Genomic DNA, 14,655 nt, shown 5'->3' on the forward strand with positions numbered 1-14,655 from the left:
GCGGTTGCCGCGGCCCTCCCGTGCGTGCCGCGGGCCGGGGTCACCGCCGTCGCCGGACGGGCTCCCGCGAGGGGTGCCCGGAAGGGGTCAGCGGCGTCCGGACCAGACCGGTCGCGCCGGTGGTCCACCATACCCACACGACCTCGTGCGCCGGTGGAGGAGCCGCGGACCCGTCAGGCGGGTTCGTCGGCCGCGCGACGGCGGCCCAGGGCCATCCACGCGTGGCGGCACAGCTCGACGGTGATGACCAGCAGGGCCAGGTTCCGCAGGCTGGTCACCGTGGTGGACACGACCATGAAGGCGTGGCTCCCGCGGCCGAGGATCCCGTTGTAGAGGAGCGGGTAGGTCAGCTGGGTCAGCAGCGCGAGGACGAGCAGCTGCACGGCGAGGCGCCCGAGCGTCCGCTCCCAGCCTGGGCCCTCGGAACCCCGGGACAGCAGCAGCGCCGCCGCCGGGCCGCCGAGCCAGAGGAGGTACTGCGGCGACAGCGTCTTGTTGGTGATCGTCGTGATCGCGATCGTCGCCAGGACGAGCAGGCCGAGGCCGACCGCGCCGACCTCGGGGGCGCGGAAGCCGCGCACGAAGAGGGCGAGCGTCACCAGCAGGCCGACGACCGTGGCCGCCGTGCTCACGGTGAGGAAGGCGGGCACGCCCGGCCCGAACACCTCGTACGCCTGGAACGCCGAGTAGCGCACCTGCCAGGTGGAGGGCGAGGCGGCGCGCGCCACCATCAGCGGCGTGGCCCAGACCGACTCGATCTGCAGGCCGCGTCCCGACTGCCAGGTGAGCGGGGAGAAGAGCCGGCTCACCCCGCCGGTCACCAGGCTGAGGCCGGCCAGTCCGAAGCCGACCCCGACGAACGCACCCAGCATGGCGCCGCGGCCGCGGCGGCGCACCGCGAAGGCGCCCGCGAGCAGCGCGGGCCAGAGCTTGATGGCCGCCCCGAGCCCGGTGAGCGCCCCGGTCAGCCAGGGCCGGCGCCGGGCGGCGAGCAGCGCGCCCCCGGCGAGGACGGCCGGCACCATGTCGAAACGGGTGTAGCAGAGCGGGCCGACGAGGAAGACGTAGAGGATCCAGAAGTCCAGGGCGCGGTCGCGACGTCGCCCGGCGGAGCGCCACAGCGCGTAGGTGAGGGCCGCGTCCAGCGCCAGCATCAGCACGACGAAGCCGACCAGGTAGCCGGTGCGGGACCCGCCGCCGAGCACGTGGGGGATCGACAGGAACCAGACGACCGGGGTCGGGTACTCGCGCAGCGTCCCGGGCAGCCCGGCCTCGGCGAGCGCGCTGATCTTGCGCCAGTAGTAGAAGACGTCGCCGACCACGAGCCGTTCGGCGGTGGCCAGCAGCACCATCGAGAGCGCCCGGGCGAGCACCCACGTCCCGGCGACGGCCAGGCCGCCGTGGCGACGCGGCTCCTCCTCGGGCACCTGCTCCTCCACCTTGCGTCGACGTGCGTCAGGCCCAACGCCTGGCCCGGCACCGGTGGCCAGGTCGGCGCGACGGTACCAGGGGCGGACCCGGCGGACGGTCCGGCGAGCGGGCGCGGGCGCGTCGGCCCGGGGCGCGCAGACTGGGAGACGTGAGGCCCGACCAGCCGCGGCGCGCGCGGCGCCGGCTCCGACGCGCGGTGCTCGCGCTGCTCGCCCTCGCCGGGCTCGTCACCGCCGCCAGCGTCGTCGTCGACGTGGCGACGCGGACGCCGCCGGCGCCGCCGGACGGACTGCGGTTCGTCCAGGCGGGCGACGTCCGTACCCGCTTCCTCGCGTGGGGCGACCACGGGTCGCCGGTGGTGCTCGTGCCGGGTGCCTTCGAGACCGCGGACTCCTTCACCCAGCTCGGCGAGGTGCTGGGCGAGGACCACCGGGTGTTCGCCTTCGACCTCACCGGCCAGGGCTACAGCGACGCCGTCGCGCCCTTCGACGTCGACCACGACGCGCGCCAGACGGTGGCCTTCGCGGCCGCCCTGGGGCTGACGGGATCCGACGCCCCGGTCCTGGTCGGGCACTCGTCGGGCGCCGCCGTCGTCGGGCTCGCCGCGCTGGCCGCGCCGCTCGACGTGGCGGGCGTCGTCTTCCTCGACGGCGACGCGCTGCCGCTCGACGTGGGCGGCGGCCCGCGCCTGCTGGTCGACCCCTACAAGACGTCGCTCGTGCGGCTGGCCCTGCGCTCGGACTCCTTGATCCGGCGGCTGTACGCCAGCCAGTGCGGCCCGACCTGCGCCCCGCTCGACGCGGCCGGCGTCGACCGCTGGCGCCGTCCCCTGCAGCAGGGCGGGACCGAGCGGGCCCTGCTCGCCAACGCGACCCGCGGCGTGATCCCCGCGATGTCGTCGGAGCAGCTCGACGCGCTGCGCCGCTCGGACGTCCCGCGGCTCGTCGTCTGGGGCCGCGACGACGTCGACGGCGCCTACACGCCCGAGTCGCCGGCCTCGACCGCGCGGGCGATCGGGGCTCCGCCGCCGGTCGTCGTGCCCGGCCGGCACCTGACGATGATCAGCTCGCCGCGCGAGGTGGCCGCGGCGATCCGCCCGCTGCTGCGCCGAGGGTCCGGGCTCAGGCGGTGAACGCGACCTCGGCGGACGGCACGACCGCAGCCGTGCGTCCGGGTGCCCGCTGGTAGCTCCAGTAGAGGTTGGTGTGCGCGACGACCCCCGCGGGCGGAGGTGAGCCGTAGGCCGACAGGTCCTCGGTGGTGTGCGCGTCGCCCACGAGGGTGACGTCGTAGCCGCGGGTGAAGCCGCTGTGGATGGTCGAGCGGATGCAGGCGTCGGTCTGGGCGCCCGCGACGACCAGCCGGCCGGCACCGGCCGCGGCCAGCACGTCCTCGAGGTCGGTGTCCTCGAAGGCGTCGCCGTACTGCTTGTGCACCAGCGCCTCGCCGTCGGCCCGCTGCAGCCCGGGGACGTACTCCCACTGCTCGCTGCCGCGGGGCAGCTCCTCGGAGGAGTGCTGCACCCACACCACGGGCACGCCCTCCTCCCGGGCGCGCTCGACCAGTCCCGCGATGCGCTCGACGACGGCGGCGCTGTCGAGCGAGGCCGCCATCACCCCGTTCTGCACGTCGATCACCAGCAGGGCGGTGCCCGGTCGGTCGGTCAAGGTGGTCATGGCGGTCTCCTCGTCGGGTGCTGGCGTCGTGCTCACCGTAGGACCGGGGACTGACAGAACCGCCGGTCTAGCCCCAGGCGCTGCGGTCGCCCGGCCCGGGCGGCGCGAGGCGGGGTCTGAGGCGCGTCCCCGGGAGGGCGGGCGCGGGCAGGCGCTGGACCGCGCCGGCGTACCCCTCGACACGCCCGTAGCGCCCGCCGTCGACCTGCCGGGCGCCGTCCTCCCAGTCCTGGCGCAGCGCGACGATCTCCTCGTGGGTGCGGGCGACCAGGTTCCACCACATGAGGACGGGCTCGGTGAACGGGGTGCCGCCGAGGAGCATCACGCGCGCCGCGCGGTCGCCGGGGTTGGTCAGCGTCAGCCGGTCCCGGCCGGGCGCGGCGTAGCCGAGCTCGCTCACCGCGAGCGTCGTCGCGTCGAGCGCGACCGGCCCGCGGTCGACCAGCACCCCGTGCTCGAACGTCGCGTCCACCTCGAGCGTCACCGACGCGGCCGGGTCGAGCACGACCTCGGCGGCCAGCAGCGGCGTCCAGGTGGTGACGGGCGAGGTGTCGCCGGCCAGGCTGCCGAGGAGGACCCGGACCTCGCCGCCGGGCACGGCCACCGGGGCGGGGACGTGGTGGTCGAAGCCGCGGGGACGGTGCCGCGCGGCGTCGGGCAGCGCCACCCACAGCTGCACGCCGTGCAGCACGGTCGTCGTCGGCGTCGAGACCTCGGAGTGCGCGACGCCGGAACCAGCGGTCATGAGGTTCAGCTCGCCGGGCCGGACGAGGGCGTGCACGCCGCCGCTGTCGCGGTGCTCGACCTCGCCGGTGAAGAGCCAGCTGACCGTCTGCAGCCCGGTGTGCGGGTGCGGCGGCACGTCCATGCCACCGCTGGTCGCGACGTCCTCGGGCCCGTAGTGGTCGACGAAGCACCACGCGCCGACCAGCGAACGTTCCCGCTGCGGCAGCGTGCGTCGGACGATCATGGCCCGCGGCCCGCCGAGCGGGACCTCGCGGCTGGTGACGACCTGGACCTCGCCCATGGCCCCCACTGTGCCAGCGGGCCGGCGGCGGTCAGCCGGCGAAGGGACGGACGGGCCGGCCGCGGACCCCGACCTCGGCCACGAACAGGCATCCGGCCAGCGGGTCCGCGTCGAGGTCGGCGTTCTCCTTCGACGTGGTGATGAAGAGCTGGTCGAGCGCCTCGCCGCCGAAGGTGCAGGCGGTGGTGTTCGCCGCGCCGACCTCGACGCGCTCGACGAGGCGCCCGTCGGGGCTGAAGCCGTAGACGAGCCCGGCCCCGTACGCGGCCGCCCACACCCCGCCGTCGGCGTCGACGGTGAGGCCGTCGGGGCGTCCGTCGTCCGGCAGCGCGGCGAACCTGCGGCGGTTGGTGAGGCCGCGCCCGCGGTCGTAGTCGAAGACGGCGATCTCCCCGGTCGGGGTGTCGTCGTAGTAGGCGAGCGTGCCGTCCGGGCTCCACTCGAGGCCGTTGGACACGGTGACGCCCTCGAGGACCACCGACGTCGACCGGTCGGGGTCGAGCCGGAAGAGCTTCGCCGCGCCCGGCGTCTGGTCGTACGCCATCGAGCCGCAGTACATCCGGCCGTCGGGGTCGCAGCCTCCCTCGTTCATCCGGACGTCCGTGGTGCCCCACAGCTCGGGGAGGGTGGTGATGGTGCCGTCCGGTTCCTCCAGCGCGAAGCCCCGCTCGACGCCGACGACCGCGCCACCGCCGACCCGCGGCCGGACGACGGCGGCCACCGACCCGACGTGCTTGCGGTCGAGCCCGCCGTCCGCCCGCAGCGTCATCACGTCACCCGCGAGCATGTCGACGAACCGCAGCCCGCCCCAGCCGTGGTGCCACACCGGTCCCTCGCCGTGGAACACCTCGGGCCCGGTCACCTGCTGCGCGCGCATGATCACGAGTCTCGCCCCCGGCGCGGCCCGGGCACGGGGTGATCTGCTGGATCGGGGTCGCTCGATCGTGCGCCCGGGCGAGGACGACGCTCAGCGAGGACGCCACTCCCGATCGAGCGACCCCTTCTCAGCAGAACCTCCGGCGCTGCCGGCTCTCAGGGCGTACGGCGCGACCAGGAGCGCCCGACCAGTCGCCAGGGCAGGTCGTGGGCCGCGGGCGCGAGGACCTCACCCGCGGCGTAGGGGAGCGGGAGCGGGAGGTCCACGAACGTGACCGAGTGCGGCGGCAGGAGCAGCGAACCCTCCGTCACCTCGACCCGGACCCGCTCGGGCGCCACCCGCGACGGGTGCTCGACGTCGTTGTACGCGTCGGGCCCCGGCCCGTCCAGGACCGTCGCGTCGAACGTCCCCGTCGGCGCGTGGCCGCCGAGCGTCAGCACGCACGCCACCGCGTCGGTCGGGTGCCGGTTGGTCAGCGCGACGGTCACCCGACGACCGTCGTCGTGCAGCGTGGCCAGGTGGTCGACGACCGGCACCGCGCCGCCCTCGAGGTCCGCGCCCGCCGCCGTGCTCTCGAGGACGCGCTCGCCGAGCGCCTGCGCGTACAGGGCGAGGACGTGGAACGTCGTGCGCCGCACGACCCCGCCCGGGTGGACGAAGAGCGGTCCGCGGGTGTTGACGGTCGGCGCGACGTTGGCCATCCGCACGACGTCGGCGTTGCGGAGGCAGGCGTTGAGGAACCCGGCGGTGAAGACCGCGTCGGCCATCGTGTACGTGCTGTTGTCGTCGTTGCGGTCGCGCGCGGCGATCGCCTCGGCGCTGGTGCCGTCGGGGTGGTGCCAGCCGCGGAGGTTCCACTCGTCGAAGGCGATGCCGACGCCGGAGAGGTCGACCGCGCCGAGGATGTTCCGCGTCCGCTCGATCTCGGTCTGCGGCCCGAGCGAGCGCGAGACCGCCGGCCCGTACGCCGACGGCTCGTCGGCCTGCCAGAGGTCGTCCCAGTAGCCGTGGATCGAGATCATGTCGAGGTAGCGGCCGGCCTCGGTCAGCAGCGGCAGCGTCCAGCCGAGCTCGGCGCGGGCGGCGGTCAGCAGGTGGATGCCCTCGTCCACGCGGAGCATCATCTTGGCCGACTCGCGCACGAGGACGGCCCACTCGGCCGCCGTCTTGGCGCCGATCTCCCAGTCGCCGTAGTTCTCGTTGCCGATGCTCCACCAGCGCACGTCGAACGGCTCCGGGGAGCCGTGCTCGGCGCGCAGGTCGGCCCAGCGTCCCCGTCCGGCGGGAGCGTTGGTGTACTCGACCCAGGCGCTCATCTCCTCCGCCGTGCCGGTGCCGGCGTTGGTGCAGAGGTACGGCTCGGCGCCGACCGCGCGGCACCAGGCGACGAACTCGGCCGTGCCGAACGTGTTCGGGTCGGTGACGCGCCAGGCGGGGTCGTAGTGCGGCCGCCGCTGCGGTCCGACCCCGTCGAGCCAGTGGTAGGCGGACACGAAGCAGCCGCCCGGCCAGCGCACCACGGGCGGTGCGAGCTCACGCACCGCCTGGATCACGTCGAGGCGGAACCCGCGCTCGTCGCTGAGGTCGGAGCCCGGCTCGAACAGCCCGCCGTAGACCTGCCGGTGGAAGTGCTCGACGAAGTGCCCGAAGACGTCGCGCGCGTACCGGGTGCCGGGCGTCGCCAGGCTGACGTCGATCCTGGCCCCGACGGCGGTCCCGACCCCGCTGCTGCTCACGCGCTCAGCCGAGCGAGACCGCGGTCCACGACACGGCCGGCAGCTCGACGCTCAGCCGGCCGTCGACCACCCGGGCGCTCGCGTTCTCGGACACGCCGACCCGCTCCGGCTCGGCCAGGGTGTTCTTGGCGTAGACGTCGTCGTCGGCCAAGGTGTGCGTCTCCAGCACCGCCACGTCGCCGAGCCGGCCGACGTCGACGGTCACCGTGGTGGCCGCGTCCAGCGAACGGTTGACCAGGAACACGGCCGTACGCCCCGTCTCCGGGTCGTGCGTCGCCACGGCGTCGACGAGCGGGACCTCGCCGTAGAGCGCGGTCTCGTAGGTGTCCGACGTCAGCCGGACCTCGAGCGCCTCGCCGACGGCGAGCCGGGAGGTGATCGCGAAGGGGAAGAACGTCGTCTGGCGCCAGGCCGGGCCACCCGGCTCGGTCATGATCGGCGCGATGACGTTGACCAGCTGGGCGAGCGACGCCGCGGTCACGCGGTCGGCGTGCTTGAGCAGCGAGATCAGCAGGTTGCCGACGACGACGGCGTCGATGACCGAGTACGCGTCCTCGAGCAGGCGCGGCGCGGTCGGCCAGCGCTCGATGTCGGTGATCTGCTCCTCGGCGTGGAAGCGGGTGTTGTACCAGACGTTCCACTCGTCGAAGGAGATGTTGATCCGCTTCGTGCGGCCGAGCTCGGCGCGCACCGTGTCCGCGGTGGCGACGACCGACTCGATGAAGTGGTCCATGTTCGTGGCCACGGCGAGGAAGCTGCCCGCGTCGCCGCCGCGCTCCTCGTAGTAGGCGTGGCAGGAGATGTAGTCGACGTCGTCGTAGGTGTGGCGCAGCACGGTGTGCTCCCACGAGCCGAAGGAAGGCATCTGCGCGTTCGAGCTGCCGCAGACGACGAGCTCGACCTCGGGGTCGAGCTGGCGCATCGCCTTGGCCGTCTGGGAGGCGAGCTTGCCGTAGTCCTCGGCGTTGCGGTGCCCGAGCTGCCAGGGCCCGTCCATCTCGTTGCCGAGGCACCACATCTTGATGCGGTGCGGGTCGACGCGGCCGTTCTTGATGCGGGCGTCGGACAGCGCCGTGCCGGAGCGGATGTTGGCGTACTCGAGGACGTCGACCGCCTCCAGCACGCCGCGGGTGCCGAGGTTGACCGCGTACATCAGCTCGCTGCCGACCTTCTCCAGCCAGCCCGCGAACTCGTCGAGGCCGACCGCGTTGCTCTCCGTCGAGTGCCAGGCCAGGTCGAGGCGCGCCGGCCGCTCCTCGCGCGGGCCGACCGAGTCCTCCCAGCGGAAGCCCGAGACGAAGTTGCCGCCGGGGTAGCGGATCGTCGAGACGCCCAGCTCGCGCACCAGGTCCATCACGTCGGTGCGGAAGCCCTCGGGGTCGGCGCTGGGGTGGCCGGGCTCGTAGATGCCGTCGTACACGCAGCGTCCGAGGTGCTCGACGAACGAGCCGAACAGGCGCCGGTTCACGGCCCCGACGGTGAAGTGAGGGTCGAGCGTCAGGTCGGCTGAGGGCATGGCTGGTCCTTGTCGGGTCGGTACGGGCGTACGGGGGCGTGCGGTCGGGGGTCGAGCGGAGGGGTGCGGGAGGGGAGCGGGCCGGGCGGGTCGAGGCCGCCCGGCCGCGGGGGCCCTACTTGAGGGCACCGATGGAGAGGCCGCCCTGCCAGTACTTCTGCAGGGAGAGGAAGGCGATGATCAGCGGGATGACCGAGACCAGCGAGCCGATGATGATCAGGTTCCACAGCGAGGTGCCGCCGCCGTTGTTCCCCGAGGCCTGACCCACCCACAGGCCGAGCCCCACCGTGATCGGGAAGAGGCGGGTGTTGGCGATCATCGCCAGCGGGAGGAAGTAGTTGTTCCAGGTGCCGACGACCGAGAGCAGCAGCACCGTCACGACGGCCGGGCGCAGCAGCGGGAAGGCGACGCGCAGGAACGTCTTGACCTCGCCCGCCCCGTCGACGCGGGCGGCGTCGAGGAGCTCGTCGGGCACCGCGTCGGTGGCGTAGACCTGCATCAGGTAGACGCCGAACGGGTTCAGCAGCGAGGGCAGGATCACCGCCCAGATGCTGTCGGTGAGGTTGAGGTTGCTGAACAGCACGAAGGTCGGGATGACCAGCGCGGTCAGCGGGACCATCACCGAGCCGAGCAGCAGGGCGAGCATGACGCGCCGCCCGGCGAAGCGGTACTTGGCGAAGCCGTAGCCGGCGAGCACCGCCAGCGCGGTCGCCCCGACGCCGCCGACCAGCGCGTAGAGCAGCGAGTTGCCGATCCAGCGCAGGTAGATCCCGTCGTTGTAGGTGACGAGCTGCTTGAGGTTCGAGCCGAGGGTGAAGCGCGAGTCGAACCACAGCGCGCCGTGGGCGCCGCCGAACAGGCCTTGCGCGTCCTTGGTGCTCGCCACGAACAGCCACCACAGCGGCACGAGGAAGTAGATGACGAGGATCGCCAGGAACAGGTGGGGCAGCAGCGTGCGCTGACGGGGTCCGCGGACGGCCGGGTCGTGGCGCCGTGCCGACGCCCTGCTGCCGGCCCGGGCGGCGACGGGCGCCGAGGTGGGGGTGGTGGCGGTCACGAGATGCTCCCACGCTTGCGGGTGAGGAAGAGGAAGAGGTAGACGGCGATGAAGACGACGATGCCGAGGGAGAAGCTGATCGCCGACGCGTAGTTGAAGTTGGCGTAGGCGAACGCCTGGCTGAAGGCGTAGATGTTCGGCGTGAAGTCCGGCGTGATCGTGCCGTTGGAGATCAGCCGCAGCGCCTGCGGCTCGGTGAAGAACTGCAGGGTGCCGATCAGCGCGAAGACCAGGATCAGCAGCAGCGCCGAGCTGATCATCGGGACCTTCACGCGGAAGGCGATCTGCCAGGAGCTGGCGCCGTCGATGCGGGCGGCCTCGTAGATCGAGGAGTCGATGCCGCGCAGCGCCGCGAAGATGATGATCATGTAGTAGCCGGCCCACTGCCAGGTCACGACGTTCATCAGGCCGCCGAAGACGTGGTCGGGGTCGAGCAGGAACGGGGCCTGCGCGCCGAAGAGGTTGGCGATCTGCTGCATGGGGCCGAAGGTCGGGCTGTAGAGGAAGCCCCACATCAGCGCGCCGATCACCGCGGGGATCGCGTACGGCAGGAAGATCATCAGCCGCGCGAACCGGGCGAACCGGGTGGTCAGGCTGTCCAGCACGAGGGCCAGGGCGAGCGAGACCAGCATCTGCACCGGGATGAGCACCAGCGCGAACCGCACGACGAACCAGACGCCCTTGAGGAACGAGGGGTCGGTGAAGGCCGTCGAGTAGTTCTTCAGCCCGGCGAAGACGACGCCGGTGGCGAGGCCCTTGCTGTAGAGGCTGAGGTAGAACGCGTAGAGCAGCGGCGCCACGAGGAACGCCAGGAAGACCACGGCGAACGGCAGGACGAAGAAGAAGCCGGTACGCGCGCGCTTGCGCTCGTTCAGCCCCTTTCCTCGACCCGGCCGGGACCGGGCGGTGGTGGTCGACGCCCCTGCGTCGACGGCGGTGGCCTGGGCCATCTCGGCTCCTTCTCCTGCGCGGCTTGTCCGAGGCTGGGCCGGCCGGTCCGGGCGCGGAGAGCGCCCGGACCGACCGGTGCGTGGAGCGGGTGGACCTACTGGGTGACCTTGAAGCCCTGGCTCTCGGCGTACTTGACGATGTTGGCCTGCAGCTCGTCGGCCGCCTGGTCGCCGGTCGCCTTGCCGGCGTTGATCTTGGCCAGCTCGGCCTGGAACTGCGCGTAGTAGTACGTCGTGATCGGGGCGTACACGACACCCTTGTACGCGTTCTCCGCCGGGAGGTAGACCTCCTTGTTGGCCTGCTGGCCGCTGAAGAAGTCCGTCTTGTTCTCGGCGAACTCGGGGGAGTCGAGCACGCTCTTGTTGAGCGGGAAGATGACCTGCTTCTTCCAGCCGTCCTCGAGCGAGGCCGGGTCGGCGTAGATGCCCTTGGCCACCAGGGCGGCGAGCTTCTTGTCGGTGGCCTGGGTGGTGACCGCGAAGGCCGAGCCGCCCCAGTTCACCGAGACCGGGTTGGCCTCGTCCCACTGCGGGAGCGGGGCGACGGCCCACACGCCCTTGGAGTCGCCCTTGCCGACGCCCGCGCCGGTCAGGTAGCCGGGGGCCCAGGCGGCGGAGGTGTACGTGGCGTACTTGCCGTTGACCACGCCGGAGATGTAGTCGGTCGTGAACTGGTCCTGCTTGCCGACGAGGCCCTTGCCCGCGAGGTCGGCCCAGTAGTTGAGCACGTCCTTCGACGCCTGGTCGTTGAGCTTGACCGTCAGCGCCTGCGGGTTGGCCGGGTCGTAGCCGAAGGGCACCGCGCCCTTCTGGATCTGCAGGGCCATGAAGGCCGCCGGGACGTTGGAGCCCAGGTCGCCGAACAGCGGACCGCCGGCCGCCTTCACCTTCGCCGCGCTGTCGGCGAACTCCGCCCACGTCTTCGGCGGCGTGATGTTGTACTTCTTGAAGACGTCGGTGCGGTAGATCAGGCCCATGGGCCCGCCGTCCACCGGGATCGCGTAGACCTTGTCGCCCGAGGAGACGTCCTTCCAGGCGCCCTCGCTGAAGCTGGCCTTGACGTCGTTCGCGCCGTACGGGACGAGGTCGACGAGCGCGTCCTGGATCGAGTAGCTCGACAGGTGGTCGGCCTCGAGCATGACGACGTCGGGCAGGCCCTTCTTGGCCGAGATGGCCGTCTGGACCTTGGTGTACTCGTCCTGGCCCTGGCCGACGTTGTTCCAGCAGATCTGGACGTCGGTGTGCTGGCTGTTGAAGTTGTCGACGACGGTCGCCATGTTCGGGTACCAGCCCCAGACCGAGACCTGCGGCGCGTCGTTCTTCATCTTGTTGGTGCAGTCGGTGAGCTTGGGGCTGGTGCCCGACTCCTCGGCCGCGCTGGGGGCGCTGCCGCCCGAGTTGTTCGCGCTCGTGGCGCAGGCCGAGAGCGCCAGGGCCAGGGCGATGCCCGAGGCGCCGGCGAGCAGTGACTTCCGCATGACTTCCCCTTCGTGCTGCGTGGACTTCGTCGTCTGCCGGCGGGGCCGACCCCTGCCGGGGACGGTCGGGCCGGTCGAGCATCTCCGGACGCAGAGGTCGCTCTCGCGGGGCGCAGGGGCACGCGATGCACGATCGTCGTCGACCGGCCGGTGGCGGGAACCACCGATTTACAACGTTATAGGGAAACGTTGTAGGGACATCCTGCGAGGTGCCCTGAGGGAAGTCAAGCACCGCCTCAGCAACGATTCGGTCTCGGCGCGCCGAGCCCGACGGCCCAGCGCGGGCTCAGGCCGGCGTGGTCGACTCGCGCTGGATGAGCCGGAACGACGTCAGGTGGTCGCGGGGCGGCACGTCGGCGTCCGAGCCGTCCATCCGCCCGGTCAGGTAGCGCAGGGCGACCTCGACGATCTCCTCGCGGCCCGGGTCGATGGTCGAGAGCGAGGGGAGCGTGTAGCGCACCTCGTCGACGTCGTCGAAGCCGATGACGGCCACGTCGTCGGGGACGTGCAGCCCCGCCTCCTGCATGACGCGCAGGGCGCCGAGGGCGATCTGGTCGTTGAAGGCCACGACGCCGTCGAAGTCGACGCCCCGGTCGAGGAAGGCCCGCATGCTGTCGGCGCCGGTCCGGCGGTACCAGCCGATCACGTCGACGAGGAGGTCGGGGTCCTCCTCGATCCCGGCGTGCCGCAGCGCCCGGCGGTAGCCCTCCAGCCGCAGCGCGGCGGAGCCGAGCCCCTGCGCGGGGTCGGAGCCGAGCGCGACGATGCGGCGCCGGCCGATGCCGATCAGGTGCGCCGTGGCGGCCTCCGAGCCCTCCACGTTGCGCATCGTCACGTGGTCCTTGGGGCCGTCGAGGATGCGTTCGCCGAGCAGCACCATCGGCGTACGGATGCGGGCCAGCAGGTCGTTGTCCTCGGCGCTGAGGCCGAGGGCGCTGAACAGCACCCCGTCGACCATCTGCATGCGCGGGCCGACGAGGAGGCTCAGCTCGCGCTCACGCTGGCCGTTGGACTGCGCGACCATCACCGACAGCCCCTGCGCCTCGGCCGCGCGCACGACGATGTCGGCGAGCTCGGCGAAGTACGGGTTGCGCAGGTCGGGGATGATCAGGCTGACCAGGCCGGTCTTGCCCGAACGCAGGCCGCGGGCGGACAGGTTGGGCTTGTAGTCCAGGCTCGCGATCGCGTCGAGCACGCGCTGCCGGGTGGCCGGCCGGATGTGCGGGTAGTCGTTCATGACGTTGGACACCGTCTTGATCGACACCTCGGCGAGCCGGGCGACGTCGTGGATCGTCGGAGTCATCGGTGTCCTTCCGCGGTCCGCTGCGGCAGGAGTGTATGACGACCGGGTCCGGTGACCCCGACGAACCGGCGGCTCACACGAAGAGCGGCTCCAGGCCCCAGGCGCGCTCGAGGCCGGCCATGGCCTCGTCGTCGGGGCGCGTGCCGCCTTCGGCCTCGAAGCGCTCGACGGCGTCCAGCACCGTCGGGAGGACGTGGATGTCGCCGACGGTGTTGAGGTGGACGCCGGGCCGGCCGAGCACCCAGGCCACCGCCGTGGCGATCGCGTCGGGGTCGGTCAGCGGCTCGTACCAGGTGGCGGCGTGGCGCTCGGCGCCCTCCGCCCACGGGGCCTTGGTGATCGCCTTGATCGTCTGCATCGCGACACGGCGCTCCGCGCACACCGCGGCGAGCTCCTCGAAGTCGTCGAGGTACGCGCGGTTCTGCGACATCGCGTAGTTGTAGGGCAGCAGCACCGACGCGAAGTCGAAGCGCTCCAGCGAGCGCAGGTGCTGGCGGGCGACGGTCACGCCGTGACCGGTGACGCCGATGGCGCGCACCAGGCCCTCGTCGCGCGCCCGGACCGCGGCGGCGAGCACGCCGTCGGGCGCGTACGCCTGCTGCCACTCCGCCTCGTCGACGAGGTTGTGCAGCTGCAGGAGGTCGACGTGGTCCACGCCGAGGCGCTCCAGCGAGCGGTTGATCTCGGCCCACGCGGCCTCCTCGGTGCGCTCGCCGGTCTTGGTCGCGAGGAACACCTCGTCGCGGTGCTCGGCGAGGAACGGCGCCAGGCGCAGCTCGGACTCGCCGTAGCTGGCGGCGGTGTCGAGGTGGTTGATCCCGTGGCGGCGCACCAGCTCCAGCGTCTGGTCGGCCTCGTCCTGCGTCACCTCCGACAGCGCGGCGGCGCCGAAGATCACGCGGGTGCTCTCGTGGCCGGTGCGGCCGAACTGCTGGGTGGACCTCATGGGGTGAGGCTACGCACAGCGGCCCGTCCCCGGCGGGCGGCCCGGGTCAGGCGCCGTTCTGGCGCCCGACCGTCGTCAGGACGCTGAAGAAGAGGCTGACGCCGAGGGTGATCAGCGGGTAGAGCCACAGGCCCCAGCGCCGCGTGGACACCCACGCGATGATCGAGGTCACGATCCCCGCGGTCACGCAGCGTCCCAGGATCTCCCCGAAGGCCTCCGGGCTCGGCGGGGTGCCGGCGGCGATCGTCCCGATCGCGATCAGGACGACGAGGAGCACGACACCGGAGCCCAGCCCGAACAGCCAGGCGTACGGGTTGGCCCGCTCCTTGGTCCAGAGCTCCCAGCCCTCGGGCGGCGGTCCCCAGGACGGGTCGGGCTGCCACCCGGGCGGCGGCTTCCACCCGGGAGGCGGGTCCGGCCAGTTCGGGGGCGGGTTGTAGACCGTGCGCAGAGCCACATGATCAGCCTCGCACGACGGCGGGCCGTGCGAGGCGGCTCGGACGAGACCCGAGCGGGTGCGGTCGGCCGGCCGTGAGGCGCCCCCGGCAGGATTCGAACCTGCGCTCCCGCCTCCGGAGGGCGGTGCTCTATCCCCTGAGCTACGGGGGCTCGTGACGTGCGTCTCGCGGTGCTCCGCGCGACGTCCGTCCGGCCTGGA

13 protein-coding genes and 1 tRNA gene are annotated in these 14,655 nt (G+C 72.6%); 1 reads left to right on the forward strand and 13 read right to left on the reverse strand.

The genetic code is table 11. From position 1 onward, the window contains the following. Nucleotides 1-173: 173 nt before the first annotated feature. The gene (locus BMY04_RS08070) at nt 174-1,427 is read right to left on the reverse strand and encodes a glycosyltransferase family 87 protein (protein WP_139209792.1); all 1,254 of its coding nucleotides are present in this window, start codon (nt 1,425-1,427) and stop codon (nt 174-176) included. Between the two features lie 152 nt (nt 1,428-1,579). Here BMY04_RS08070 and BMY04_RS08075 point away from each other — a divergent pair, with 152 nt between their 5' ends. After that, nucleotides 1,580-2,563 (forward strand): alpha/beta fold hydrolase, encoded by a 984-nt coding sequence (locus tag BMY04_RS08075; RefSeq protein WP_170854054.1) that lies wholly within the window; start codon nt 1,580-1,582, stop codon nt 2,561-2,563. Here the strand turns inward: BMY04_RS08075 and BMY04_RS08080 are convergent. The 12 genes from BMY04_RS08080 to BMY04_RS08135 all read right to left on the reverse strand — a co-directional run bounded on the left by BMY04_RS08080 (nt 2,553) and on the right by BMY04_RS08135 (nt 14,606). Continuing rightward, nucleotides 2,553-3,107, reverse strand: coding sequence for a cysteine hydrolase family protein (locus BMY04_RS08080; protein WP_091178684.1), 555 nt, complete (start codon nt 3,105-3,107; stop codon nt 2,553-2,555). The genes BMY04_RS08075 and BMY04_RS08080 overlap by 11 nt on opposite strands. A 67-nt stretch (nt 3,108-3,174) precedes the next feature. Further along, nucleotides 3,175-4,134, reverse strand: a complete 960-nt coding sequence (locus BMY04_RS08085) for a pirin family protein (RefSeq protein ID WP_091178686.1) — start codon at nt 4,132-4,134, stop codon at nt 3,175-3,177. Between the two features lie 31 nt (nt 4,135-4,165). Further along, nucleotides 4,166-5,011 carry an SMP-30/gluconolactonase/LRE family protein gene (locus tag BMY04_RS08090; RefSeq protein ID WP_091179599.1) on the reverse strand — a complete coding sequence of 282 codons (846 nt, stop codon included), beginning with the start codon at nt 5,009-5,011 and terminating at the stop codon, nt 4,166-4,168. Between the two features lie 155 nt (nt 5,012-5,166). Further along, entirely contained in the window at nt 5,167-6,747 is a 1,581-nt protein-coding gene (locus tag BMY04_RS08095; protein WP_091178688.1) for an alpha-L-arabinofuranosidase C-terminal domain-containing protein, read from the reverse strand. A 4-nt stretch (nt 6,748-6,751) separates the two neighbouring features. Next, nucleotides 6,752-8,263, reverse strand: a complete 1,512-nt coding sequence (arfA, locus tag BMY04_RS08100) for an arabinosylfuranosidase ArfA (protein ID WP_091178690.1) — start codon at nt 8,261-8,263, stop codon at nt 6,752-6,754. Nucleotides 8,264-8,378: 115 nt separating this feature from the next. Further along, nucleotides 8,379-9,320, reverse strand: coding sequence for a carbohydrate ABC transporter permease (locus tag BMY04_RS08105; protein ID WP_091178692.1), 942 nt, complete (start codon nt 9,318-9,320; stop codon nt 8,379-8,381). Next, nucleotides 9,317-10,270: a carbohydrate ABC transporter permease gene (locus BMY04_RS08110; RefSeq protein WP_091178694.1), complete on the reverse strand. Its 954-nt coding sequence runs from the start codon at nt 10,268-10,270 to the stop codon at nt 9,317-9,319. Before BMY04_RS08110 ends, BMY04_RS08105 begins: the two co-directional genes overlap by 4 nt. Before the next feature lie 95 nt (nt 10,271-10,365). Beyond that, nucleotides 10,366-11,748 (reverse strand): ABC transporter substrate-binding protein, encoded by a 1,383-nt coding sequence (locus BMY04_RS08115; protein WP_091178698.1) that lies wholly within the window; start codon nt 11,746-11,748, stop codon nt 10,366-10,368. A 286-nt stretch (nt 11,749-12,034) separates the two neighbouring features. After that, entirely contained in the window at nt 12,035-13,051 is a 1,017-nt protein-coding gene (locus tag BMY04_RS08120) for a LacI family DNA-binding transcriptional regulator (RefSeq protein WP_091178700.1), read from the reverse strand. A 73-nt stretch (nt 13,052-13,124) separates the two neighbouring features. Then, nucleotides 13,125-13,997: an aldo/keto reductase gene (locus tag BMY04_RS08125; protein WP_091178703.1), complete on the reverse strand. Its 873-nt coding sequence runs from the start codon at nt 13,995-13,997 to the stop codon at nt 13,125-13,127. Between the two features lie 46 nt (nt 13,998-14,043). Further along, on the reverse strand, nt 14,044-14,454 hold the full coding sequence (locus tag BMY04_RS08130) for a hypothetical protein (RefSeq protein ID WP_091178706.1): 411 nt from the start codon (nt 14,452-14,454) through the stop codon (nt 14,044-14,046). An 80-nt stretch (nt 14,455-14,534) separates the two neighbouring features. Next, nucleotides 14,535-14,606: transfer RNA gene (locus BMY04_RS08135), tRNA-Arg, on the reverse strand. Nucleotides 14,607-14,655: the final 49 nt, after the last annotated feature.

Source organism: Microlunatus flavus (genome assembly GCF_900110855.1).
Lineage (GTDB): Bacteria > Actinomycetota > Actinomycetes > Propionibacteriales > Propionibacteriaceae > Microlunatus > Microlunatus flavus.